This window comes from Paenibacillus sp. VTT E-133291, assembly GCF_002264395.1.
Classification (GTDB): Bacteria; Bacillota; Bacilli; order Paenibacillales; family Paenibacillaceae; genus Paenibacillus_AQ; species Paenibacillus_AQ nitricinens.
In genome coordinates this window covers 1-26220 of the sequence record NZ_NFVA01000073.1, presented here as the reverse complement: position 1 = coordinate 26220, position 26220 = coordinate 1, and the positions used below count along the sequence as shown (strand labels likewise).

Genomic DNA, 26220 nt, shown 5'->3' with positions numbered 1-26220 from the left:
TCTCTCCTCCTAGATCATTGCACTGTCGGAATCGATTTTTTTAACGATCCAGTTAGCACTTAGAATGGTAATACAGCCCAGCATCGATTGGACGAAAGCGGCAGCGGATGCCATTCCTACGGTGGCGGTCTTTAGCTGTTTATAAACTAGGACATCAACTGTTGTGGCCACATTGAAGAGGGAGTTGGAGTCTCGTGTGACCTGATAGAATAGTCCGAAATCCGTGTAAAAAATACGACCTACTGACAGGATGAACATCATGACAATGACCAGCTTTAGCATGGGTAAGGTAATGAAGCGTGTCTGCTGCCAGATTGAAGCTCCATCAATAACTGCAGCCTCATAATAGGTGCTGTCGATTCCCGTGATGGTGGCCAGATAAATAATCATGCCATAACCAATGCTCTTCCAGATGTTTAAAAAGATAAGAATGTAGGGCCAATATTGCGGTTCCATATACCAATTCACTGCATCATGCCCAATACCCACAAGAAATTGATTGAGGATGCCTTTATCAAAGCTGAAGAAGGCCCAGCCTACAGCAGAGACAACTACCCATGACAGAAAGTAGGGCAGAAACATCATGGTCTGATAAACCTTGCTTGCTTTGCGGCTATGCAGCAGGCTGATCATAATGGCGAACATTACCGGTAACACGATGCCAAGAATAATGAAAATGATGTTATACCCTATCGTGTTACGAAGAATGATCCAGGCATCATTTGATTTGAATAAGAATTCAAAGTTTTTGAAGCCGACCCATGAACTATTTATTACGTTGCTAATAAAGTTGCCGCTGATTTTGAAATTTTTAAAAGCAATAATCATACCGAACATCGGTAAGAAAGAAAATAAGATATACCAGATGAATGTCGGCAAGGCGAGCAGGGTTAACTCGGAATCTTGCTTTCGCCAGTGTATGCGCTTTCTAATTTTGCTGCGTTCAAGTTTAGTGCTCATATCATCCGCTCCTTCATGTGTTTCATACATGCTGCCATTTGTAACCGCTTTCCCTGAATTAATTTTATAAAGTACAGTGAGATGCTTCCAGTTAAGAAACATGATACTTCAGTCAACAAACGTTAGATTTAGGATGAATTCCCTTTAAATGCGCAAAAAAAACATGTTCTATGGAGATTTATACACATTGCCTCTGTGAGCAGCTTTGGCATTGTAATACAACGGAATGATGAGCGAAAAGCGCAAGAATGACACACTTCTGGAACATCAACATAGCGGTGAAACGTATATCATCCCGCAGTACAACACGAAATTCTTGATAAGCGAGAATGACATATTTACGATTCGCTCGATTCTATATAGTGTAAATGTAAGCGCTAGCATTAATGCGATTGATAACAATTCGATAGATAATGATGCTCACTCGATGATCAGAATGTTCTCATCATTACCTATAAGGAGGGGATGTCGCGATGCATGAAACAGGAAGCGTACATATGCGAACTGTGAATTCAGCACCGAAAGAAAAGCGTAAGGGCAGAAACGAGACATGGAAGAAGATTTGTCAGAATTGGGAGCTTTACATTTTTATCGCACCCGCATTCTTTTACTTCCTCATTTTCAGCTATGGACCGATGTATGGGATTCAGATTGCTTTTAAGAACTACATTCCGTCAAAGGGCTATTTTGGCAGTGAATGGGTAGGCTTTGATCATTTCATTCGATTTTTTAACTCGTACTATTTCTGGGATTTGCTGTGGAACACGCTCAGTATTAGCTTGTATGAATTAGCCATTGGATTCCCAATCCCAATTATTCTGGCGCTTGCGTTTAACGAAGTGAAGGATGGCTTCTTCAAGCGACTTGTTCAGACCGTTACGTATGCACCTCATTTCATTTCTGTCGTTGTTATGGCGGGGATGATTATTACCTTCTTGTCTCCATCGAACGGTATGATTATTCATGCCATTGAAGGTTTAGGCTTTAGTGCACCGCAGTTTCTGACAAGCCCTGGTTGGTTTAAGACGATGTATGTATTCTCAGGCGTGTGGCAGAGTGCGGGTTGGGGGACGATTATTTATTTGGCGGCACTCTCGGGTGTAGACCCAGGCTTACATGAAGCGGCAATCATTGACGGGGCCTCTCGCTTCCAACGTGTTCGCCACATCAATATACCAGCGCTTATACCGACCATGACCATTCTATTAATTCTGAATATGGGTGGCTTGTTAAGTGTAGGTTTTGAAAAAATATTACTTCTGCAAAATTCGTTAAATATGTCAAGCTCTGATGTGATTTCAACCTTTGTCTATCGATCTGGTCTTGTCGATGCGCAATATAGCTTCTCAACAGCTGTTGGTTTATTTAACTCCATTGTCAATTGCATCCTGCTCATTACGGTGAATCAGATTGTCCGCCGTACGAGCGAGAACAGTCTATGGTAGAAGGAGGTTGGAATTTATGGTATCAGGTATAAAGCTATCTAAGCGAGACCGAATATTCCTAATTTGCATCTATACGTATGTGGCAATAGCATTGCTGTTAGTCGCATATCCCATCTTATATATTATTAGCGCATCCATCAGTGATCCGAAGATGGTTGCTTCCGGTGAAATGTGGCTCTTTCCAAAAGGAATTACCTTTAAGGGGTATGAGATTGTATTTCAGAACTCGAAGATTTGGACGGGGTATGGAAATACGATTTTGTATACATTGCTAGGCACAACGATTAACTTGGTCGTTACGATGCCAGCGGCATATGCACTCAGTCGTAAGGACTTTGTAGGCCGTGGGTTTTTCATGGGGATGTTCATGGTAACGATGTTCATTGGAGGCGGTCTCGTCCCTACATACATGTTGGTAAAAGGGCTAGGCATGGTCAACACGATGTGGGCACTGGTAATTCCTGGCGCAGCGTCAATCTGGAATATTATCGTCTCTCGTACCTTCTTCGCGAACTCCATTCCAGCTGAGCTTCAAGATGCGGCTCAAATCGATGGCGCGACGAATATTCGATTATTCCTGCGGATTGTTCTCCCGTTATCGATGCCAATTATCGCAGTTATGGCCTTATTCTACGGGGTAGGGCATTGGAACAGCTATTTCGGCGCCATGATCTACCTGAATGATGATGCGAAATATCCATTGCAGCTTGTGCTTCGTCAGATTCTCGTTCTTCAGGAAATGCAATCGCAAGTAGGTGGCATTATCGATGCGACAGCTGCAGCAGCCCAGAACAACAAGGCAGAAATTGCTTCACTTGTGAAGTATGGGGTCATTATCGTATCTACGCTTCCGATTATTGCTGTCTATCCATTCTTGCAACGTTATTTCGTGCAAGGTGTCATGATTGGCTCTGTTAAGGGTTGATCTTAAGATACAAGTAAAAAAGGGGAGGTTTTTGTATGATGAATTATCGTAAAACTGGACTCATGTTGTTATGTCTTTCCATGTCAATTTCTATTTTTACTGCATGTGGATCGAGTGGCGATAAGGGGACGGCAAGCACAGAAAGCTCAGACACAGCCGCAGAGGTTCATAAGACGGGCTTTCCTATCGTGGATGATCCGATTGAGCTTTCTATTATGGCACCGGATGTAGGGCGTCAGGATTGGAACAAGATGCCTGTTATTCAGGAATACGAGAAGATGACGAATATTAAGTTAAAGATTCAAAACGCCCCACAAGACAGCTTTGAGACGAAAAAGAATTTGGTATTTGCAAGCGGTACGCTTCCCGATATTTTTTATGCGGCGGATCTAAAAGGATCGGATCAAGTTACCTACGGAAGTCAAGGATTGTTGCTGCCTTTAGAAAAATACATTGATGAGGGCTACGCACCTAATTTAAAAAAAATTCTCGATGCAAATCCGGATATTCGCAAATCAATGACAACACCAGATGGACATATCTATGCACTACGCAATATTCAGCCATCTGCGGTATGGTATCGTGGACCGATGTGGTATAACGGGAAGTTCTTGAAGAAGTTCGGCATGGAGAACAAATTACCGCAGACAACAGAAGAGCTATACAACTATTTGAAGAAGGTTAAAGAGGAAGATGCGAACGGAAACGGTAAAGACGATGAGGTTCCTCTATCCTCTGTGAAATTAGATGATTTACGGATGTTCTTCCTCGGATTCTGGGGGATGTATAACGAGGATATCTACGTAGATAAGGAGAACAAAGTACACTTTCCACAAGCTGAACCAGCCTACAAAGAATATTTAACCTTCTTGAATCGCTTATGGAACGAGAATTTGCTGGATCATGAAACATTCTCTCAAACCGATGAGCAGAAGAAAGCAAAAGGGAAAAACAATCAAGTGGCCTTATTCTCCGATTATTTTCCATACTTCACGCTTGGTGGTGAACCGAGTGAAGATAACCCGATGATGCAGCCTGTATCTAGTGATATTGCTGGAACACCTGTATACGGCAAGCATCCTGGTATTAACACCATTGGCGGTTTCGCGATTTCTAACACGAACCCGAACCCGGAAGCAAGTATGCGCTGGATTGATTACCAATTTAGCGAAGAAGGGTATTCCTTCTGGGCATATGGACCTGAAGGTACGTTATTTAAATACAAAGATAAAGCAACAGGCGAGAAAGAATGGCTGCCAGTTCCAGATGGTACGGATCGTGAAGAATACCGCGGTACAATCACGCCAAACTACGGGATTAATACACCAGGTTCCTATGAGAACAGCTATGTTTTAGGTCTTCGTACTAGCTTTGATGACTGGATTGACAAAGAAACAGCTACAAAGCTTACACCTATTGCAAAGGCTCCCTTCCCATCGGTATTCCTGACGGTAGACCAACAGACGGAAATCAAAACACTCCGTTCCGATTTGGATAAATACGTGAAGGAAATGGAAGCGAAATTCGTTACAGGCGCAGAGCCATTAACCAATTGGGACAAATATATCGCTCAAATGAAAAAAATGGGGTATGAGAAGCTCGAATCAACGTATCAACAAGCATACGATACATGGGCTGCTAGCAAATAATTTGTGAAGCTTATACATTCTCATATTTTGAAAAACTTTCCGGTCATGCTAGGTATGACCGGAAAGTTATGATGAACCCTAACCGAGAAAGGATTATACGGTATCGTTAGGCTCAGTATTGGGATGATTACTATTCATCTGTCGATACTGGCCCGGGGTATAACCGGTTTCCTTTTTGAATTTTCGAATAAAGTTTGGTGTGTCGAGGTAGCCGACGCGCTGGATAATATCTTTTAACGGATCACTTGTTATTACGAGCTGTTCCTTGACCTTATCTAATCGTTTTTGCCAAATATATTGGACGAAGTTGATGCCGACCTTATCCTTGAATGAACGACTGAGATGGGAAGGTGAAATCGTAAACGCAGCAGAAACAGATTCAAGGCTAAGTGAATGATCAACATAGTGCTGGTCGATAAAAGCAACGATATGATCCATAAGTGAATGTTCTTCTTTTTTATGCGTCTGCTCTACCTGTGTACAAATCTGAGTGGCTAAACGGTAGAAATTCTGCTCTATAAGATGGACGGGACCATTCATGAAATGGGGAGAAGCAGACTGCATCATGTTATCCATCTTTAGCTCAACTGCAGTTTTGAGCATGGTATTCAGCAGGTCGAACAATACGCATCGCATCAGCAGGGTAGATCGTTGTTTATTATCAAGCCCATGGATGGCTGTGTGAATAATTTGATTGGCGACTTCGTAGTTGCCCTGCTTCAAGCTTTGTGCAAGCTTTAATAGCTCGTTACTAGGGAGTAACACCGTTTGATCATGGGCACTGGATAGCTTTTCAAAATACACGGTGGTTCCATGCTCGGTCGATTTACGTAATTCGAAGGCGGAGCAAGCCTCAACAAAGGATTGATTAAGCTGCTGAGGGCTCTCATAACATTTGCCTACACCGATCATCGGGTGGATATCCATTATGCCTAATGTATATTCACGGATCGCATCCACGATATGAACGATTTGTGCAGCGAGTGCCTCATCATCTTCGAGCTGTAAGCTCACAATGAGTGCGAGCTGATCCAATTGCGGGAGCTCTACACCGTATACTTGTGCAGCAAGCGCTGGAAATTCAATATACGCAAGCTTGCGATGTACTTCTTGTCGCGCCTGAAGATGCTGCTGTTCTAAGTCATCCCAGCCCATCATCATGACAAAATGATGACTTTGCTCGAAGTGCAGATGAAAGGTATCGAATATTCCATGCGTCATCATTTGTGCATGTCCATGCTTTAATAGCATGGAGAGAACATGGTTGCGTGCATAGGGCTCTTGGAGATCAACCTTGGAGCTATACTGCTGTAATGTTGATCGTATATACTCGAGCTCATTTCCGGAGGCCGGTGTATCTGTTTTTTTGTTCGTGAAGCGAACGAGCTCAGCAATCGGAAGATATTGCATCCGAGCGAATAATAGAGCGATGGCCGTTCCTACAATGGCGATCACAATGAATAAAATAATGATGAAGCTCCGAACATTAAGCACGCTACTGAAAAATTGATTACTCGCCATTAAAGTCACATATGACCAGCCATTGACATCCGATGTGACGGAAATAACCGAATGATCTTCGTTGTTTATCGATAGATTATGTATGCCGGGTGGAAGCTCTGATAACCGTTGGATATCCTGTTGGCTAACTGTATCTCCATGGCCACTATAGGATAAAACACGTCCATGATTATCAAAAATATACGTTAATCCTCGATAGTTACCGAGAACGGAATCGATCAGATATGCCAACTCTTTCTCTTTAATGAGGTACATGACAGAAGCATATGGATCTGAGGTGTTGGGAATGATCGGCAGGATATAGGTTAATACAGATTGCTCGAGTGGTGAATTTTGATTCAGCATGTTCGTAAGTCGAATGGATGGAAATTTGGACGAGTTTAAAGCAGTCACAAGTTCATCATTCTTCCAGCTTCCAAACTGATAGGAGCTACGAAATACATCCAGGCTATACATGCCATGATTGGAATAAATATTAGGGTCATGATGATAGTACAGAAATATATCCTCCACAATGGAATTGGAAGATTTGTAGCTATCTAGTGCCGCTATCGCGTCACGACTTTCATAAGGATCCAGTATGCGATAATGAGCGAGACGAGCGTCGTATGACATCCGTGACGCCATATCTCTTAAATCATTCATGCGTCCATCCACTACCGTTTTAATTTGGGTGAGCTGATTAAAGTGAGCATTTTCAATCTCCTTTTGTAAATTATCGGTAGCATTTCGGTAAATGAAAACGATTACAAATATAAGCGGAATAAGAAGGATAAGTAGATACGAACCAGTGAATTTCAGAAACAATTTCGATTTGAAATAGTTATAGTTCAAAGTGTTTTCCCCCTTTTTATGGAGTATACATGGAGATGTTTCTATCAAGCTTTGAATACAGCAAGATATAGATCGGCGCTTGAATACTTATTTATATTCCATAATAGGATGTTTATAGCGGATATTTATTTTTATGTCAAATGTTTTTTTGAAAATATATCATACTAAATCAATAGAATCGCAGCCTCAGAAGAGCTGCATGGAGGGCGTGCAAATGAGTGACGCTAATGTTGTCGAGGAGCAAATTGTTGTTGAAGGAGTTCACAATTACAGCACAGAGGAGGAGTACGTTAAGCCGGAGGATTCGCAGCTATTAGATCAGCTGGAATGGTTCAAGGATCAGAAGCTGGGCTTGATGATGCACTGGGGACCTTATTCGCAGCTTGGACTTGTTGAATCGTGGGCGCTTAGTGATAAAGATGGAGATTGGTCACGGGACGATATTGATTGGGGGGTTGATTCGACGGAGCTGAAGCGGCAATACTTCGGGCTGAATAAAACCTTTAATCCGCTCCGTTTTGAGCCTGAGAAGTGGGCAGAGGTTGCTGCAGAAGGTGGCTTCAAATATTTAAATTTCACAACGAAGCATCACGATGGCTTCTGTATGTGGGATACGCAGACAACAGATTATCGCATCACGGGTAAGGATTGTCCTTTCCATGCACATAAGTACGCGGATATTTGTAAGAACGTATTTGATGCTTTTCGGGCCAAGGGACTTGGGATCTCTGCCTACTTCTCCAAAGCGGATTGGCACACACCAACATACTGGGCCCCAGGTATGGAGACGGGGACGTTCATGAATCGAGGTCCTTCGTATCCAACACAAGATTATCCATGGCTATGGGAGCAATTCGTGCAGTACACACATGATCAGATCATGGAATTGATGACGAAATATGGTCGGATTGAAATGCTCTGGTTGGATGCGGGATGGGTGTGTCCACAGAATAAGAATAATCCACAGGATATTCGGTTGGGTGAAGTGGTAGAGAAGGCACGTCTGCATCAGCCGTGGCTACTAAGTGCAGACCGTACCGTTGGCGGACCTTATGAGAATGTCGTTACACCAGAGCAAACGTTGCCCGCGCGTCCCCTGCATATCCCATGGGAAAGCTGTATTACGATGGGGACTGCGTTCTCTTATCGGTATGAGGATCATTACAAGACGACACGTCAATTAATTCATTTGCTCGTTGAAGTTGTAGCCAAAGGTGGTAACCTGGCACTTAATGTCGCACCACAACCAGATGGCCGCTTGTCAAGAGCAGCGATGGATCGGATGAAAGGAATGGGCAGTTGGCTCAAAGTCCATGGTGAGGCGATTTATGGAACACGCATATGTACGCCATACTCCGTTGGAAGTACACATTTCACGAAAAAAGGCGATGTCATCTATGCTATCCATCTGTACTCAAAAGAGCAGGAACTCGTGATCAGTGAGATTTGTATTTCACTCGAGCAGGCTGTGACGCAAATAGATCTTGTTGGCGGACAAGAGAATCTAACATTCGAACGAACAACAACTGGATTGATCGTTCATTTACCAGAGAGCGAGCTTACGGGAATTGCCCCAATTGCACATGTATTTCGCATAAAATAACGAGTTAACTATGGGAGGAAGAGCAGATGCAACAGTGGTTCACCGATGCAAAGCTAGGAATTTTCATTCACTATGGGATTTATGCGGTACAAGGAGTTGCAGAATCATGGTCTTTCTATAACGGGAGAATGTCTTATGAGGACTATATGAAGCAATTGAATGGCTTTACGGCCTCTATATTTGATGCGAAGTATTGGGCAGAGCTGATTGCGAAGTCAGGAGCCAAGTATTCTGTTCTAACGACGAAGCATCATGACGGAGTAGCCTTATTTGATACGAAGTTCAGTGATTTGAGCGTTATGAAGGCGACACCTGCCAAGAGAGATATTATTAAGGAGTGGTCTGAGGCGATTCGAGATCAGGGTCTTCGCGTAGGGATGTATTACTCCCTCATTGACTGGTCTCATCCTGATTATCCATCAGTGTATGAGAAAGGCGTCGTACCAGATGACTTGAGTCAGGTAAATCGTTATTCAAGTCCGATGGATGGTGTCCAAGATCCAGAGCGATGGGAGAGATTTCTGGCATTTAACCGTAACCAACTGGGAGAAGTGTTAACGGATTATGGTCAGGTTGATCTGTTATGGTTCGATGGGGATTGGGAACGAAGCGCAGAGCAGTGGGGATTGCCAGCATTCAAAGATTATCTGAAATCATTTAATCCTGATCTTATTATAAACTCACGCTTGCAAGGGTATGGGGATTATAAGACGCCCGAGCAAGGTCTTCCCATTACGCGTCCGGAAGGTCCGTGGGAATTCTGCACGACGATAAATACGTCATGGGGTTATGTGCATACAGACCACAATTATAAATCATTAAATCAAATGATCCGAATGTTCTGTGACTGTATCAGCATGGGCGGGAATATGCTGTTAGATATTGGGCCCATGGAGGATGGAACGATTGATCCTAGGCAGGAAGCGATCTTGCTCGGACTAGGTGATTGGATACGTACACATGAAGAAGCCATCTATGGAACACAAGAGGGTATTATGACACGCTATTATTTAGGCGGCAGTACATTGTCTCCGGATAAGAAGAACTTGTACCTCTTCGTTTACGATACACCTAGGGAGAACATTTGCCTCAAAGGGCTGTGTAATCCCATTACAAAGATTACGGTGCTTCACTCAGGCAAGGAGCTCACCCATGAAATTCACGGTGGTGTGCCGTGGTTTCACATACCAGGTACAACTTGGATTCATATAACACCTGAAGAAATGCATGATCAAGTGACAGTGCTTAAATTGGAATTCGATGAAGAAATTGAGATGTACGGCGGCTCAGGCGCAGTTGTAACGCACAACTAAAGTACATTAACGGATAGAGGAGCATTCACATGGTAAATCGAAGTGGAGTACCAGCGCCTCACATGGTTTCATACGCCCCCAAGCATTATCTGTGCAGACGAGCGACGGAGTCGCTTGTCTTGGATGGGAAGCTAGATAAGCCCTTTTGGCAGCATGCAGCATGGACAGAAAAGTTTGTGGATATTGAAGGAGATCTGCGTCCGATGCCAGGAAAGGATACGAGAGTAAAGATGCTGTGGGATGATGAGTATTTTTACTTTGGTGCAGAGCTGATGGAAGATCAGATCTGGGGAACGCTGACAGAACGTGATTCCGTTATTTTTTACGACAATGATTTTGAGATTTTTATAGATCCGACAGGAGATTCCCATCAGTATTACGAGTTTGAGATTAACGCCTTGAACACGGTATGGGACTTACTCCTTGTGAAACCTTATCGTGACGGAGGTCCTCCAATCAACGGTTGGGATATCCAAGGGTTGAAGACGGCTGTTCATATCGCAGGTGAGTTAAATAACCCGCACGCTGACAATCGGAAATGGACGGTTGAAGTTGCAATACCATGGAGTAGTTTAAAAGAATGTGCCACGGATCGACGATCACCATACGCTGGGGAGTTTTGGCGTGTTAATTTTTCACGTGTTGAATGGCGGACCGAGGTTGTCGATGGAAAGTATCGTAAGCTTCTCAACCCCGACACAGGAAAGCCTTATCCTGAGGATAATTGGGTGTGGTCACCACAAGGAATCATTAATATGCATTATCCAGAACTGTGGGGCTATGTTGTATTCGTGAATGAAGCGGGTCCATATCACTTCGACATCCCTCGGGATGAACATATCAAATGGGAATTACGGAAGCTCTATTATCGTGAGCGGAACTATTACGAAACACACGGCATGTTCACAACCGATTTTATTACATTATGTGAAGAGGATACATGGACCATAGAACCAAGCATTGAAACGACGACTAAAACTTTTATTATATCTGCATCAACATCAGATAAGACGTCCCGTCTTTACATTCGCGAGGACGGGTTTCTCTGGAAGGAGTGATTGGATATGGAACTGATTGAACGTAAGTTTCAGGAGAAGAAGATTTTGGCCAAGAGACGTGCAACGCAGTTATTTCAAATCTTTGAACAGGACTTGACGGAAGAAGAAATAATTGCACTTAAGTATCTCTATGCGTATATGCCAGTGAATGATTTGGCGGATTACAGTGGAGAGCTTTTCTTGAATCATGTGAGAACGACACTTAAGATTCGCCGAGATATGCCATGGCAAGTACCGGATCATATATTTTTACATTTCGTGCTGCCCTATCGTGTTAATACCGAAAACATTGAAGATCACCGCCATATTCTTCATAAGCAATTAGAGAAGCGAACTAGTAAGTTGACTATGACGGAAGCTATTCTTGAGACGAATTACTGGTGTCATGAAATGGCAACGTACATTGGGAGTGATTTGCGGACGATTTCGCCATTAACGATGATTCGAAATGCACGTGGGCGTTGCGGTGAAGAATCCACACTAGCTGTGGCAGCCCTTCGCAGTATAGGTATACCTGCACGTCAAGTGTATACGCCACGTTGGGCTCATTGTGATGATAACCACGCATGGGTGGAGGCATGGGCAGACGGTGAATGGTATTTTATTGGGGCTTGCGAACCGGAAGCCCGTCCTAATCAAGGGTGGTTTGGACCTCCAGCGCGTAGAGCGATGTTAATTAACACACGTATTCTCGCTAACTATCAAGGTCCAGAAGAGATTACGCTTGCAGATGAGTGGTTCACTGAAATTAATGTATTGGAAAATTACGCATCCACACGGATAATTACGGTTCATGTGAAGGATGAATTCGAGCAGCCTGTGCAGGATGCAGAAGTACAGTTCCAAGTGTATAACATGGCCGAATTTTACCCGATAGCCGTCCTATCTACCAATGCTCAAGGGGAAGCCACCTTCAAAACAGGTCTCGGTGACCTCATGATTCGTGCGGCAAAGAGTGGGAAGTGGGGGGAAGTGAAAATTTCAGTCGCGGCCTGTGATTGTGTTGAGCTTGTGTTGGATCAAGAAAATCAGCCCGATGCAGGCACGGTGGTCGATTATGATATGGTACCGCCTCCAGCGTGTGAAGGTGAGGTCATAGAGGAACTGTCTGAAACTCGTATCCAGCGACATCATGAACGTTTGGAGGAAGGGATCTCGATTCGAGCGAAATATGAAGTGACTTTTGTGACAGAAGAAGCAGCGAGGAGGCTCGGGATAACACTGGGTCTCCCGGAAGATCGTGTATGGACAGTGCTTCAGAAGGCACGTGGTAACAGTATAGAGATAGCCGCCTTTTTGGAAGCAGCCACATCCGTGTATGGAGAATGGGTATTACGGTTATTAGAGTGTTGTAATGACAAGGATTTAATCGACACATTCATTCCAACCCTTACAGATCATGTGGCTGGTGCACTTGCTGTACGTGGTGAACTCACGGAGGAAGTGTTCGTTCCCTACATTCTGCGTCCTCGTGTACATTCCGAGATGATTACACCGTATCGTACATTTTTCCAACAAGCTTTCACTTCAGATGAGGTGGCATTGTTCCTTCAGGACCCAACGAAGCTAGTCCAATTCATAGATGAAACGTGGGATATATGGACAGACCTTCCGAATCTGAAAGGGAAGGGAACGGCAGTGGGTACCTTTGAATTGCGCGTAGGTGATCGCAGTTCCCTGGATATCATGTTCGTATCCATTTGTCGTAGTTTAGGAATCCCAGCGCGATTGCATCCCATTGAATCCAAGCCGCAATTTATGGTGGATAATATTTTCGTGGATGCTCAATTTACTAAAGGCGTTGTTGGAGGCGGGATAGAATTAGCGAACGGCACTCTCATCCTTCATCGTGATCAAGGTGCAGGGACAGTCCAACCAACGGCTTCCTACTATGAGAATTTCACCTTAGCTCGGCTGGAGAACGGTTTTTATAAAACCTTATGTTACCCGCATGGCGCAAATGACCTATATGATACACCCCTTGAGGTTGAGCAGGGAGCATACCGTCTGACGACAGGCGTACGATTAAAGGATGGCACCGTGCTTATAAAGTTCACTTATTTCCATATTGCAGAAGGGGAAGAGACGAAGCTGGTCATGAAATATCGTCAATCCACATTAGAAATTCCAGTGTACGGCAAGGTGGAACGACTTAAGCAGCTGAGCTCATGGACAGGTGTGGAGCAGACTTTTGCAGATCTTCTGGGTGGAAAGAGCGCCTATGTCGCTTGGCTGGAGCCGGAACGAGAGCCTTCAAAGCATTTGCTTCGTGAACTCTCTGAGTTGAAGCATGAGTTCAATGCGCTAGGTGCTCCCATCATTCTCGTGGTGGGTGATGAGCAATGGACAGTCTCGTTTCGTCCCGAGGACTATCCCGATCTTCCGACAAATACAGTGTTTGTTCGTGATTCAACATATAATCTATTACCTGAATTCTTTGCATCTTCCCAAGCGAGTGAAGCGGGCTTTCCCCATCTTATCATTGTGGACCGTGAAGATCAGATTCGGTACATGTCATCAGGATATAAGATTGCAGCGAGCAAGGAAGCGATTCAAATCTTAACTAGGGTGTGAAGGGATGGATCAACAAATGATTGTAGCAGGCTACGTGAGTGACTCCAAACTATCTGAGTTAACGCATGACCATTTGATGAAGTTAACGCATCTCAACGTTGCATTTGGTTATGTGAAGGATGAGCAGATTACAACAGCGCATTTGCAATGCACGAACCAGCTACAAGAGATGAAAGCGATATATCCGAATCTGACGCTGCTGCTCTCCGTTGGCGGATGGGGGAATGGGGGCTTCTCTGAGGCTGCCTATACCGAAGAAGGACGTCAGAAATTCGCAGCGTCGGCTGTGCAAGTGATAACAGATTTCCCGTTCGATGGAATCGATTTGGATTGGGAGTATCCTTGTTACAGTGAAGCGGACATTGAAGCATCGCCGGAGGATAGATACAATTTCACACTGCTACTAAAGGCGATTCGAGATGCACTAGATGTGAAAGGTACAGCGGATGGCAGGCATTACTTGCTTACAATTGCGGCAGGTGCTGATCAATATTACATTGATGGCACCGAGATGGATCAAGTACAGCGATATTTGGATTTTATACAGTTGATGACCTACGATATGCGTGGCGGATTCCAGATTCTAACGGGACATCATACGAATTTATTTCATACGACAGGAGATTTGTATCGTATCAGTACAGAGGCATCGGTGAATATGTTCATTCAGGCAGGCGTCCCCCGAGAGAAAATCGTCATTGGCGTGGCGTTCTATTCCCGAATGTGGAAGCAGGTGCCGAATAAGAATCATGGATTTCTGCAAATGGCCGGCACAACAGGTGGCTATGGCCCAGAATATACAGAACTGTTTGCTAATTACATCAATCAGAATGGCTACACACGGCATTGGGACGATGAGGCGAAAGCACCGTTTTTATTTAATGGAGACACGTTTATTTCCTATGATGACGTGGATTCGATCACACATAAATGTGAGTATGCCAAACGTGAAAGACTTGCGGGCGCCATGTTCTGGGAATATAGCTGTGATAAGACACACACGCTGATTGATGCACTGTATAGAGGCTTAAATGAGAGCGTGAAGTGATGCTACCTGTTCAATTAGTTAAGAAACATGATACTTCAGTCAACAAACGTTAGATTCAGGATGAATTCCCTTTTAATGCGCTTTATTATGATTTAAAGTAGGGGTGCAAGCAGGGCTAGACATCCTGATAACGTTGTTGCAGATCACAATTGTACACATGAAAGGAGTTTATGAAATGAGCAAAATTATTGGTGAAGCACTATCAAATATTCCTTGGCAGGATAAGCCGAGTGGCTATAACGCTCCAGTGTGGCGATATACCCATAATCCGATTATTCAGCGAGATGCACAATTAAACTCGAACAGTATTTTTAATTCCGCAGTTATTCCTTTTGAAGAGGGATATGCAGGGGTATTCCGTTGTGACTCCAGATCTGTAAGTATGGACATATTCGCTGGCTTCAGTCAGGACGGGCTTCAATGGGAGATTAATGAGAATCCGATTCAATTCGAAGGCGACGAATATGTAACAAAGCGGGAGTATCGTTACGATCCACGCGTCTGCAAAATCGAGGATAAATATTATGTTTCTTGGTGTAATGGATACCATGGTCCTACCATTGGTCTCGCATATACGTATGATTTCAAAACCTTTCACCAATTAGAAAACGCTTTCCTGCCATACAACCGGAATGGTGTATTATTTCCGCGCAAAATAAATGGAAAATATGCGATGTTAAGCCGTCCAAGTGATACAGGGCATACACCATTTGGAGATATCTTTTTTAGTGAGAGCCCTGACCTGACGTACTGGGGAAAGCATCGTTACGTGATGGGTACGATCAACTCGGACGCTTCTGCATGGCAATCGAAGAAAATTGGTCCAGGGCCGGTTCCAATCGAAACAGATCGCGGATGGTTGTTAATCTATCATGGTGTAATAAATACATGTAACGGGTTCGTTTATCGGATGGGTGTTGCTTTATTAGATTTGCATGAGCCATGGAAGGTGTTAGGACGCTCACGGAACTATATTCTTGGACCAGAGACATTGTATGAATGTGTAGGAGATGTGCCGAATGTCACCTTCCCTTGCGCAGCACTTTCCGATGGTGATACAGGCCGAATTGCAATTTACTATGGCTGTGCTGATACGGTAACAGGGGTTGCGTTCACAACTGTAGATGAGTTGTTCGACTATATGGATAAGTACCCGCTAGAGAATTAGTAGAGAAAGCGCAGCATCATGGCTAGTTAGAATAACTATAGGGAGAGATCGAGATGTCCGTTAAACGACCTTGGAAAATATACGCAATCCATCATTCTCATACAGATATCGGGTATACAGAGCGTCAGGAGAAAATTCAGCAGTATCATGTTAATTTCATTCGCCAGGTCCTGCATATTTTACGTGAAAGCAAATCGGGACGCCGTCCGGAATGGCAAGGATTTAAGTGGGTTTGTGAGACATTTTGGCCGATTGAAACCTTTCTGATGCAGGCGACAGAGCAAGAGAAGATAGAGTTCGCTGAAGGCGTGAGTCAGGGAGCTATCGGGTTGTCGGGGACTTATCTAAATATGACAGAATTAATTGGTAAAGAGCTGTTCCAATCGATGATTGCGCGGGTGTGTGATTACGGACAGTCCATAAAAATTCCTGTAACATCGGCAATGACAGCAGATATCAACGGTTTCAGCTGGGGGTATGGTCAGGTCCTGCTGGATGCTGGGATCCAGAATCTGTCCACCTGTATTCATACGCATCACGGAATGTTCCCTTGCTGGAAGAAGCAGCAGCCGTTCTGGTGGGAGATGCCTTCAGGGGATCGCCTGTTGACGTGGAGCGGAGAGCATTATGTGTTCGGAAATGATCTGGGGCTTGTACCTGGCATGGGCGGTAAATATACGATTAAAGATGAGTTTGATATGAGCAAGGGCGCGGATTTTGAAATAGCTGAACAACGGATCGGGCGTTATATCGATCGTCTGACAGAGGATGGCTATGCATTTGATTTCTTTCCGGCAATGTTCTCAGGCTTGCCTACGGATAATAACCCGCCAAATGCGGCGGCCATAGAGTTTATCCAGCAATGGAACGAGAAGCATGGGGAGCGTATTGTAATTCAAATGGCTACGCTAGATGACTTCTTTGCAGAGGTCCGTGCCCATGCAGTACAGCACCCGGAAGATATTCCTGTCTATCGCGGAGATTGGCCCGATTGGTGGACGGATGGGGTTGGCTCGACACCAAAGCATGTACAAGTATTCCGTGAGGCACAGCGGGTGTATCAAAAGGTAAGAAGACTGGATCCTAATTATGACATCATATCCCCGGAAGCTATTAAAGAAATGGAATATCAATTAACGATGTTCGCTGAGCACACATGGGGCTATCATTCTTCGATTTCAGAGCCTTGGAACCCGTTTGTTCAAGAGTTAGGGCTGCGCAAGGAAGCGTTCGCTGCAAATGCGAGCACCGCTGCATATCGTGCGTTGTATGAAATCCTTGAAGCCAAGGGAGATGCCCTGCTTGCACCGGGTCGGCCGATGAAGTTCAAAATTTGCAATCCCTACAGCTATGTTCAGGAGGATCATGCTCATCTTATTCTTGAGGGTTGGTATTACGAGCAGATTAAAGAAGGGTTTGAGGTGCGTGATTTCAATACAGGTGAGGTGCTCCCATCTCAACTGCGTCTTGCGCATCGCGGGGTGATTGTAACCATTCCGGTCATGCTGGAGCCCCGGGAAGAAAAAGTGCTTCATATCGTAGCGGTTAAGCCAACAATCAAAACCGCATATATGAACGATTATGTGGCGTCGGATCGTGTATTGGATTTGGATGTTTCCCATGAAGTAAAGGACTTCCATGTGACATCCACCTATGCTGAAACACCATTTGTACGCATTGAATGGAAGAAGGGTGAAGGAATCACCTCTTGGAAGGATAAGCAGACTGGGCAGGAGCTGCTGCGTGCGGACCGGAATCATCATGCATTCACGCCGGTATATGATGTTACGCCAGCCACAAAGGTGGTCGAGATGACGGAGGTTCGCCGTCTTATGGGCCGTAATCGGAAAGGTCCGGATGCGATTGTATCTACAGGTATGTTGACAAGTGCAGTGATTGTTGGACAGGGAGAGCTTTATAGCATGATTCAATTAACCTATGAAGTTTCTGGTTGCGAGCATTATTCCTTGTTCTTAACCGTGTATGCGGATCGTCCGCGTGTGGACGTGGCGGTACGTATGCATAAGGAGAGTGTGTGGAAGCCTGAGAATTTGTATATTTCACTTCCGTTTGGCGGCGCATTGACAACTCCAGCGCAGGATCTGTGGGTGGATAAGATGGATGCATTAACTCGACTGCGTAAGGATCAATTGCCAGGTAGCTTGGCTGATTATACGGCTGTTGGTGAAGGTGCTGCGTATATTTCGAAGGAGCAAGGTATTGTGATTGCGATGCCAGACACTCCATTGATTCAACTAGGTTCCTTGGAGCATAAATATCGTCTCCTGAATGGCGATGCCAGACTGGAACAGGACCCTGCACACTTGTACGCCTGGGTGATGAATAACTATTGGGAAACCAACTTTGCAGCTACGCTTGGCGGCTTCTATGAATTCCGCTATTACATTACATGGGGTGAGAAGTTTAACAACCCTGAAGTATCGTTCGACATGTGTCGGGGGATGAATGCAGGAATCCTGGCGTGGAGACAATTCTAGTTCATGTGAACGGGAGGAATTGTAAGCTATGAGATATAAAGATTCATCCTTGCCGATTCATGAGCGTGCTATAGATTTATTGGCTCAAATGACGCTGGAGGAGAAGATCGGGCAGCTCCTCCAGCCCTTTGGCTGGAAGGCGTATGAGAAATCAGAAGGCAAGATTCAATTGACAGAAGTATTTAAGGAAGCAATTGCAAACGGTGGCGTGGGTTCTTTGTATGGTGTGCTGCGTGCAGATCCTTGGACAGAGGTAACATTGGAAACGGGGTTGTCACCTTTGGAAGGCGCAGAAGTAACGAATCTGATCCAGCAATATGCGATTGAGCATACACGTCTGGGTATTCCGATTCTGCTGGGCGAGGAATGCTCTCATGGTCATATGGCGATTGGCAACACCGTCTTTCCCGTACCGCTTGCCATGGGAAGTACATGGAATAGGGAATTATTCCGGCAGATCTGCCAAGCAGTGGCTGCAGAGACTCGGGCTGGGGGAGGGGCAGCCACCTACTCCCCAGTACTAGATATTGTACGTGATCCGCGCTGGGGGCGAACAGAAGAATGCTTTGGGGAAGATCCATATTTGAATAGTGAAATGGCAGTTGCTGCAGTGAGGGGCTTACAAGGCGATTCATTAAATACAGACCATTCGATCCTGGCAACACTAAAGCATTTCGTCGCGTATGGCAGCTCGGATGGTGGTCGTAATGCTGACACCGTGCGGATGGGAAAACGCGAGTTAATGGAGAAGGATTTGCTGCCTTTCCAGAGGGCAATTGAAGCTGGGGCCAAATCTGTTATGACAGCTTACAATGAGATCGATGGTGTTCCTTGTACCTCGAACAAGGCATTGTTAACAGATGTACTTCGTGAGCAATGGGGCTTTGACGGCTTCGTCATTACGGATTGTGGTGCGATCAGCCAGCTTAAACACGGTCACCAGATTTGTGAGACCGAAGAAGAGGCAGCATCACTTGCACTTAAAGCTGGTGTGGATATGGAGATGTCTGGTGAAACATTTGGCAGATGTCTAATGAATGCATTGCGGCTAAAGCTGATTGACATTTCCGATGTTGATCTCGCAGTCGAACGAATTCTGCATGTGAAGTTTGAATTGGGATTGTTTGAACGCCCCTTTGTTGATCCGGCTACAGCACAGCGTGTCGTTGGACAACAGTTGCATTTAGAGATGGCGCGACAAGCTGCACGTGAAAGCATCATTCTTTTGAAGAATCATGATAAGGCTCTGCCGCTTTCTCCGTCCCTTGGTAAGATTGCTGTTATTGGGCCGAATGCCAACAATATTTATAATCAATTGGGTGACTATACTTCACCACAGGAGCGTCATCACATTATTACCGTTTTGGACGGGGTTCGTGCTAAATGTGCAGGACTCAGCGAAGTGCTGTATGCTCCGGGCTGCCGCGTGAAAGATCCATCGAAAGCAGGCTTTGAGGTGGCAATGGAGGCGGCGTCAGCAGCGGATACCATTATTGCGGTTGTCGGGGGATCAAGTGCCCGTGATTTCGGTGAAGGTACAATTAATTTGAAGACAGGGGCTGCCGTCATTACGGATCAATTTAGTCTTAGTGATATGGATTGTGGGGAAGGTTTCGATCGTGCAGAGCTGAACTTATGCGGTGTGCAACTTGATCTGCTGCAGGAGCTGCACAGCTTGAACAAAAAACTGATTGTTGTCTATATCAATGGTCGTCCCATTGTCGAGCCATGGGTAGATGAGCATGCGGATGCCATTTTGGAGGCTTGGTACCCGGGACAGCAGGGCGGGCATGCGATTGCTGATATTTTGTACGGGAACTATAATCCATCCGGCCGGCTTACACTTTCCATTCCAAAGCATCCAGGGCAATTACCGATTTACTACAATAAGAAACGCTCCAGAGGTCATCGCTATCTCGAGGTGGACTTTCATCCGCAATATGTGTTTGGTTATGGACTAAGCTATACAAGCTATCAATACGAGCATATTCGCTTGGATCAGACACAAATAGAGTTGGATGATTCTTGTACTGTATCCGTGGAGGTTACGAATATTGGCGAAGTAGCTGGACATGAGGTTGTTCAACTATATATCAAAGATTGCACTAGCACAATCACACGCCCGGAACGAGAATTAAAAGGATTTCAGAAGATTTATATTGAGCCTGGTGAGATGCGTACCGTTCAATTTCATATTACTCCGCGGGAGCTGCAGTTTGTCGGTTCTGATTTGCAGTGGACGGTTGAGCCCGGCAAATTTGAGATCATGATTGGATCGAACGTAGGAAATACCATTTCAACAAGCTTAGAGGTTGTTCCTCGTAACTTGAGATAGTAATCACAGGAGGGTTACCAAATTATGAAAGAGCATCGTTTACCTACTATTGAAATTAATAAGTTCCCTCTGCCTCAGGCGGTTCAGCAAGTCATGAAGGACGCTAGTGAACGTCTGGCTCATCGTCCGAAGCTGCGTCAATTATTTCAGAATTGTTTTCCAAATACACTAGAAACAACTACTAAGCTGTTGGATGACGGAACAACATTTGTGTTAACTGGCGATATTCCGGCGATGTGGCTGCGTGACTCTGTTGAGCAGGTTATTCATTATGTTCCTTTTGCCAAGGAAGATGCTGAGCTTGGGCGGATTCTAGAAGGCTTAATACGCCGTCATATGTTTTATATTCAAATTGATCCTTATGCGAATGCCTTTAACGAGTCAGCAAATGATTGGCACTGGAATGCAACGGATGAGACAGACAGCTCACCTTGGGTATGGGAGCGTAAATTTGAGCTGGATTCCATGTGCTTCTCATTCCGCTTGGCATATCTATATTGGAAAGAAACTGGACGCACCGGGATCTTTGATGAAGTTTTCCGAACCTCACTACTGAAGATGTTGAACGTATGGCAGATTGAGCAGGAGCACAAGGAGCAGTCAACCTACCGCTTTCAACGTCACAACGGCATCATGATAGATACATTACGTAAGAACGGTTTGGGGATGTCGGTAAATAATGTTGGACTGATCTGGTCAGGCTTCCGCCCCAGTGACGATGCGTGTGACTTTCACTTCAATATTCCATCGAATATGTTCGCCGCTGTAACGCTTCGACAATTGCAGGAAATTGCTCAATATGTATATAGAGATTCAAAGCTTGTAGCCCGAATGTCGGCAATGGAAGAAGAAATCCGGCATGCCATTGAGCTTTATGGAATCATTGACCATTCCAAATACGGCAAGATGTATGCGTTCGAAACGGATGGTTTCGGTAACCATTTATTGATGGACGATGCAGGTACTCCGAGCTTAATGTCAGCGCCCTATCTAGGTTACTGTGCGCCAGACGATCCGATATATTTGAATACCCGCAAATTTGCTCTGAGTGAGGATAATCCCTATTTCTTCAAAGGCGAGAAGCTCAGCGGCATTGGCAGTCCGCATACTAGCACGGGATTCGTATGGCATCTTGCTTATACGATGCAGGGCTTAACCGCAGTTGATCCGCAAGAGATGCTCGAGATGATTGAAATCTGTGAGTCGACAGATGCTGGTACTGGATTTATGCATGAGGGATTTGATGTCAATGATTCAACCCAATTTACACGTGAGTGGTTCGCTTGGTCGAACAGCCAGTTCGCACAGCTTGTGTGGAAGGCATTGGAATCAGGCATATTGCCCTAAAATAAATCACTATGAGCGGGATAGAGCTCACTAACTGTATAGGAGTGACAACTATGTTCGAGAAAAGACCTATTAACCCTATTCGGTATACTCAACAAATCAAGCCAGATACAGTTACGCCATATGCAAAAGCCGGAGTCCAGCGAGGTTTTGAGGCAATACTATCCCCGCTCCTACAACAAGCTGCGATGAATTCCACTAGTATTATTAATGTAGCTATTGACGGAACGCATGGTGCCCGATATCAGCACGTCCTGGCAAGGATCATAGATGTATTGGAACAAGAGGGGTATAAGACAGTTCTCATCGGAACCAATAGCTTTATGAAGACTAGTGAAGAGCTGCGCAAGTTCTTTGAAGCGAATATTACAGATAATCGTGCATTTGGTTATTTTTCGGATGCTAAGATTACAGATTATTTCATTCCAGAAGCACAAGATAAGATAGACAACTTCAAAAAACAGATTCAATTACCTGTCGACCAAACAACCTTCATCATCACGTTCGGACCAGGGGCTTATTGGCTCGGGAACGGCAACTACGATATTACCTACTTCTTGGATGTATCTCGTGAGTATCAGCAATTGGAACATAAAGCACATTTATTGAATTTCGGCTTTAGTTGGAACCGAGATGTGGTGGAGAAGTATAAAATCTGTCTATTTGTGGAATGGCCAGTGCTGGAAACTTACCGAAAAGAAGTATTGGATTCGATCCACTATTACGTGGATATGAATGAGCCAGAGTGTCCCAAGCTAACGACGGTCTTCACCCTACGCCAGATAATTGCAGATATCGCCAAGTCCCCTATGCGTGTGAAACCATTCTTCGCGCCAGGGATATGGGGCGGTCAATATTTGAAGAAATTCGCGGAGCTTCCGAAGGAGTGGGCCAACTGCGCATGGAGCTTTGAGCCGATTGCACCGGAGAACTCTATTTTGCTGAAATACAACGACGAAATAATCGAGGTACCCTTCCTCATAGTCATGCATTATGAGCATCCGGCCATTCTCGGGAATCGTATTGTCGGGCTGTTTGGTGATTATTTTCCGATTCGCTTCGACTACCTTGATACCATCGACGGAGATAGCTTGTCATGCCAGGTACATCCGAAGCAGGAGTATATTCGTGAGACATTTAATGAATTTATGGCACAACAAGAATCGTATTATATCATGGAGAATTTAGAGAATACATCAGTGTTCTTGGGACTGACCGAACAATGTACGAAGGAGGAATTCTTTAACGCGGTACACGATGCACAAGAAACTGGTGAACCGATTCAGATCACTGACTTCGTTAATCAATATGAAGCGAATAAGGGGGATTTATTCTTAATTCCTACAGGGACCGTTCATGCCTCTGGAAAGAATAACTTAGTGCTCGAAATATCCTCTACGACATGGTGGTTTACGTTCAAAATCTACGATTTTCTTCGTAAAGGAATGGATGGCAAGCCACGTCCTATTAATATTGAACATGCTTTTGACAATATTGATTTCGATAAAAAAACGGCATGGGTTGAGGACAATTTGATTCCTAAGCCAAGCTTGCTGAAAAAGCAGGGCATGAACGAAGAGTATGTTCTTGGACAGCGTGAAGATCTACTGTTTTATGTTCATCGTGTGCACTTACATGATACATGGGAGGACCATACAAATAACGAAATGGTAATGTATAACTTGGTTGAGGGAGAAAAGGTCCGTATAGTATCCTGTGCAGATGAATCTATATATATCGAGTTACAATATGCTGAATCATATATCCTCCCAGCCGTGTTTGGTGCCTACAAAATAATAAATATCGGAAACAAACCATGTAAGCTTGTGAAGGCTGGCGTATCCAAGGCATGGGATGTGAGTCTCCTTTGAAGCCTAAAGTCGTGATCGCTTTAGACGTGGGAGGAACCTTCATTAAGTCTGGTGTGGTCGTGGATGGAGAATTGCTACAGGCTAGCTGCAAGCAACATCCTTCCTTCGCTGACCAAGATGCCGATGTGATTATAGACCAATTTATTTCTATATTCGAAGATCAATATCAGTTCTATAGCGTTACACTAGGAAAATCCGTAGATTGTATTTGGAATATCGGTCTTGCCTTTCCCGGGCCCTTTGATTATCAGCATGGTATCTGTTATATTCAGGGGCTTAGTAAATATGAGGCGTTGTATGGTAAGAATGTACGAGAAGTATTATATACCCGGTTCAATACCTTACAACATAAGGAATGGGCGAAGCACCTGCTGCAGGCAGATATTCGATTTGAGAATGATGCGAAGCTGTTTGCTTTAGGCGTAAGCAGGTTATTTCCAAATGAACGATATATTTCGTTAACTTTAGGGACAGGGTTAGGCTCTGCATTTATTGATCATGCATCGCTCCTGAACGAAGGACCAGGTGTTCCCAAGGACGGTTGGCTCTATGATAAACCTTTCCTAGAGAGCTCCATAGACGATGCCTTCTCACGTCGCGGAATTCTTCGCTTGGCTGAGCAGATGGGAGCTCTAGAAAAAGGAATGGACGTGAAGGAACTCGCAGAGCAAGCAAAAGATGGTAATAGCTTGTGCTGTAAGGTGTTTGAAGAATTCGGTACACGATTGGCTGAGATGCTAAAGTCCTATGTTATAGACTATCAGCCAACTCGCATCGTTATCGGCGGACAGATTGCCAAGAGCATCGATTTATTTGGTCCCGCCCTCCAGAAGGGATTGGCTGATTCATCTATGGGTATATTTACTTCAGTAAATGTGTTCGAACACACGCTTATCGGAATATCAAGATTATTTGACTGATCTCTTGGATTCAATTGCAACTGAACAATAATTAGGGCTGATTGGATATCCAATCGGCTTTTTTTGCTATCTGGTTTAAATTTCTATCAATCTCTCTATCATCAGATATCCCTCTGGAGGGATACCCAGCCCCCGTTATTATTGGTATACTTTAACAAATGATTCTACTTAAGGAGTGTTTAAGGAGGTTATGATCGATGAGATCGAGCGGTATTCTTCTGATTTTTATAGCGCTTATAGTAACCGGTTGCTTTAACCAGCCATCCAATGGAGAAGACAAATTCACAACTACCATTAATGAACAAGAAGATGTGATAAACAGCCATGGAATGATTGTTAAGAATCTTAAGAAGCTGGATGCTTTTATCCAAAATAAAGCGGGTACGCAGCGTGTGGTTCATTACACAATTGAAGGTGATCCGATCTTTAATGACTTGAAATATACTGACCAAGGGATTGAAATGCGGCATGATAATTCCGAAGATACGTTTGGTAGTCCCCAAGTAACCACATACACTTGTCAGAACCTTGTTAGAAACGAAACGGATAAACTTCTGTCGTATACCTTAACGGGCTGCGAGGGCGAACAAGCAAAGATCGAGCTGCTACAGATTCCTTTTGACGTAACGAAACAAGATAAGTTTGAGTTTGTTTTAAAGTATGGTGTGAACCAAAAGAACGAAATTAATACGATAGAGAAGAAGTTGGTCAAAGATCTCCAGAATGGGGAAGTAGTCGAGGTTAGCGATTTTGAGCTTTCTGAACAGGAACGAGGACAAATCTATAAAGAAATGGTACTAGCGAATTACCTAGATGAAAAAGAATTATCTACCGAGTGTAATCGAAAACCTGCTGTAAGTTACGATTTATCGGTTCAGATTAATAGTGGAGAGCGTCATTATCAGTGGACGGAATGCCAGAATACTGAGGATGACGGTCAGATGACTGAACTAGCCCAAACGATCATTAAAATCGTGCAGGCTGGGAGCATTTATAAGCAACTTCCTGAGGTTAAGGGGCATTACGAATAATTTAAATAAATTGAACTAAAACATTCTAAAAAGGAAGAGTGGCGGAGGGGAAGTTTGGAACTGTAGGAGCGATAGCGTCCGCCTGAAAGCTTTCCGTAGGAAAGCTCGCTTCGGAAGCAT

The 26220-nt window shown here is 44.4% G+C and carries 17 protein-coding genes; 15 read left to right on the top strand and 2 right to left on the bottom strand.

All coding sequences use genetic code 11. The annotated features are described in order from the left end of the window. Window positions 1-9 precede the first annotated feature (9 nt). Window positions 10-960, bottom strand: coding sequence for an ABC transporter permease (locus CA598_RS23660; protein WP_094870502.1), 951 nt, complete (start codon window positions 958-960; stop codon window positions 10-12). A gap of 497 nt (window positions 961-1457) precedes the next feature. Here CA598_RS23660 and CA598_RS23655 point away from each other — a divergent pair, with 497 nt between their 5' ends. The 3 genes from CA598_RS23655 to CA598_RS23645 are packed head-to-tail and all read left to right on the top strand — an operon-like array spanning window position 1458 to window position 4979. Next, the gene (locus CA598_RS23655; RefSeq protein WP_094874576.1) at window positions 1458-2405 is read left to right on the top strand and encodes an ABC transporter permease; all 948 of its coding nucleotides are present in this window, start codon (window positions 1458-1460) and stop codon (window positions 2403-2405) included. Between the two features lie 16 nt (window positions 2406-2421). Then, window positions 2422-3330: a carbohydrate ABC transporter permease gene (locus CA598_RS23650; RefSeq protein WP_094874569.1), complete on the top strand. Its 909-nt coding sequence runs from the start codon at window positions 2422-2424 to the stop codon at window positions 3328-3330. Window positions 3331-3365: 35 nt separating this feature from the next. Beyond that, the gene (locus CA598_RS23645; protein WP_094878103.1) at window positions 3366-4979 is read left to right on the top strand and encodes an extracellular solute-binding protein; all 1614 of its coding nucleotides are present in this window, start codon (window positions 3366-3368) and stop codon (window positions 4977-4979) included. A 93-nt stretch (window positions 4980-5072) separates the two neighbouring features. Here CA598_RS23645 and CA598_RS23640 read toward each other — a convergent pair whose 3' ends face one another. Beyond that, complete coding sequence (locus CA598_RS23640) at window positions 5073-7334, bottom strand: helix-turn-helix domain-containing protein (protein WP_094874571.1); 2262 nt, start codon at window positions 7332-7334, stop codon at window positions 5073-5075. Between the two features lie 214 nt (window positions 7335-7548). Between CA598_RS23640 and CA598_RS23635 the strand changes: the two genes are divergently transcribed. From CA598_RS23635 to CA598_RS23580, 12 genes are all read left to right on the top strand, one after another. After that, window positions 7549-8937 carry an alpha-L-fucosidase gene (locus CA598_RS23635; protein WP_094878102.1) on the top strand — a complete coding sequence of 463 codons (1389 nt, stop codon included), beginning with the start codon at window positions 7549-7551 and terminating at the stop codon, window positions 8935-8937. Between the two features lie 26 nt (window positions 8938-8963). Next, window positions 8964-10250 carry an alpha-L-fucosidase gene (locus CA598_RS23630; RefSeq protein WP_094878101.1) on the top strand — a complete coding sequence of 429 codons (1287 nt, stop codon included), beginning with the start codon at window positions 8964-8966 and terminating at the stop codon, window positions 10248-10250. A 29-nt stretch (window positions 10251-10279) separates the two neighbouring features. Further along, window positions 10280-11308 carry a carbohydrate-binding family 9-like protein gene (locus CA598_RS23625; RefSeq protein WP_094878100.1) on the top strand — a complete coding sequence of 343 codons (1029 nt, stop codon included), beginning with the start codon at window positions 10280-10282 and terminating at the stop codon, window positions 11306-11308. A gap of 6 nt (window positions 11309-11314) precedes the next feature. Further along, window positions 11315-13882, top strand: a complete 2568-nt coding sequence (locus tag CA598_RS23620; RefSeq protein ID WP_094878099.1) for a transglutaminase domain-containing protein — start codon at window positions 11315-11317, stop codon at window positions 13880-13882. Between the two features lie 4 nt (window positions 13883-13886). Continuing rightward, window positions 13887-14930, top strand: coding sequence for a glycoside hydrolase family 18 protein (locus CA598_RS23615; RefSeq protein ID WP_094878098.1), 1044 nt, complete (start codon window positions 13887-13889; stop codon window positions 14928-14930). Between the two features lie 175 nt (window positions 14931-15105). Beyond that, window positions 15106-16098: a glycoside hydrolase family 130 protein gene (locus CA598_RS23610; RefSeq protein WP_094873884.1), complete on the top strand. Its 993-nt coding sequence runs from the start codon at window positions 15106-15108 to the stop codon at window positions 16096-16098. Between the two features lie 53 nt (window positions 16099-16151). Further along, window positions 16152-18596, top strand: a complete 2445-nt coding sequence (locus CA598_RS23605; RefSeq protein WP_094878097.1) for a glycoside hydrolase family 38 N-terminal domain-containing protein — start codon at window positions 16152-16154, stop codon at window positions 18594-18596. A gap of 28 nt (window positions 18597-18624) precedes the next feature. Beyond that, window positions 18625-20931: a glycoside hydrolase family 3 N-terminal domain-containing protein gene (locus CA598_RS23600; RefSeq protein WP_094878096.1), complete on the top strand. Its 2307-nt coding sequence runs from the start codon at window positions 18625-18627 to the stop codon at window positions 20929-20931. 24 nt (window positions 20932-20955) lie between these two features. Continuing rightward, a complete protein-coding gene (locus tag CA598_RS23595) occupies window positions 20956-22278 on the top strand; it encodes a glycoside hydrolase family 125 protein (RefSeq protein WP_094878095.1) in 1323 nt (440 codons plus the stop codon). Between the two features lie 53 nt (window positions 22279-22331). After that, the gene (locus CA598_RS23590) at window positions 22332-24149 is read left to right on the top strand and encodes a class I mannose-6-phosphate isomerase (protein ID WP_094878094.1); all 1818 of its coding nucleotides are present in this window, start codon (window positions 22332-22334) and stop codon (window positions 24147-24149) included. Beyond that, window positions 24146-25069 (top strand): ROK family protein, encoded by a 924-nt coding sequence (locus CA598_RS23585; RefSeq protein ID WP_179283754.1) that lies wholly within the window; start codon window positions 24146-24148, stop codon window positions 25067-25069. Before CA598_RS23590 ends, CA598_RS23585 begins: the two co-directional genes overlap by 4 nt. A 197-nt stretch (window positions 25070-25266) precedes the next feature. Further along, window positions 25267-26100: a DUF4362 domain-containing protein gene (locus CA598_RS23580; protein ID WP_094878092.1), complete on the top strand. Its 834-nt coding sequence runs from the start codon at window positions 25267-25269 to the stop codon at window positions 26098-26100. The last annotated feature ends 120 nt before the right edge of the window (window positions 26101-26220 follow it).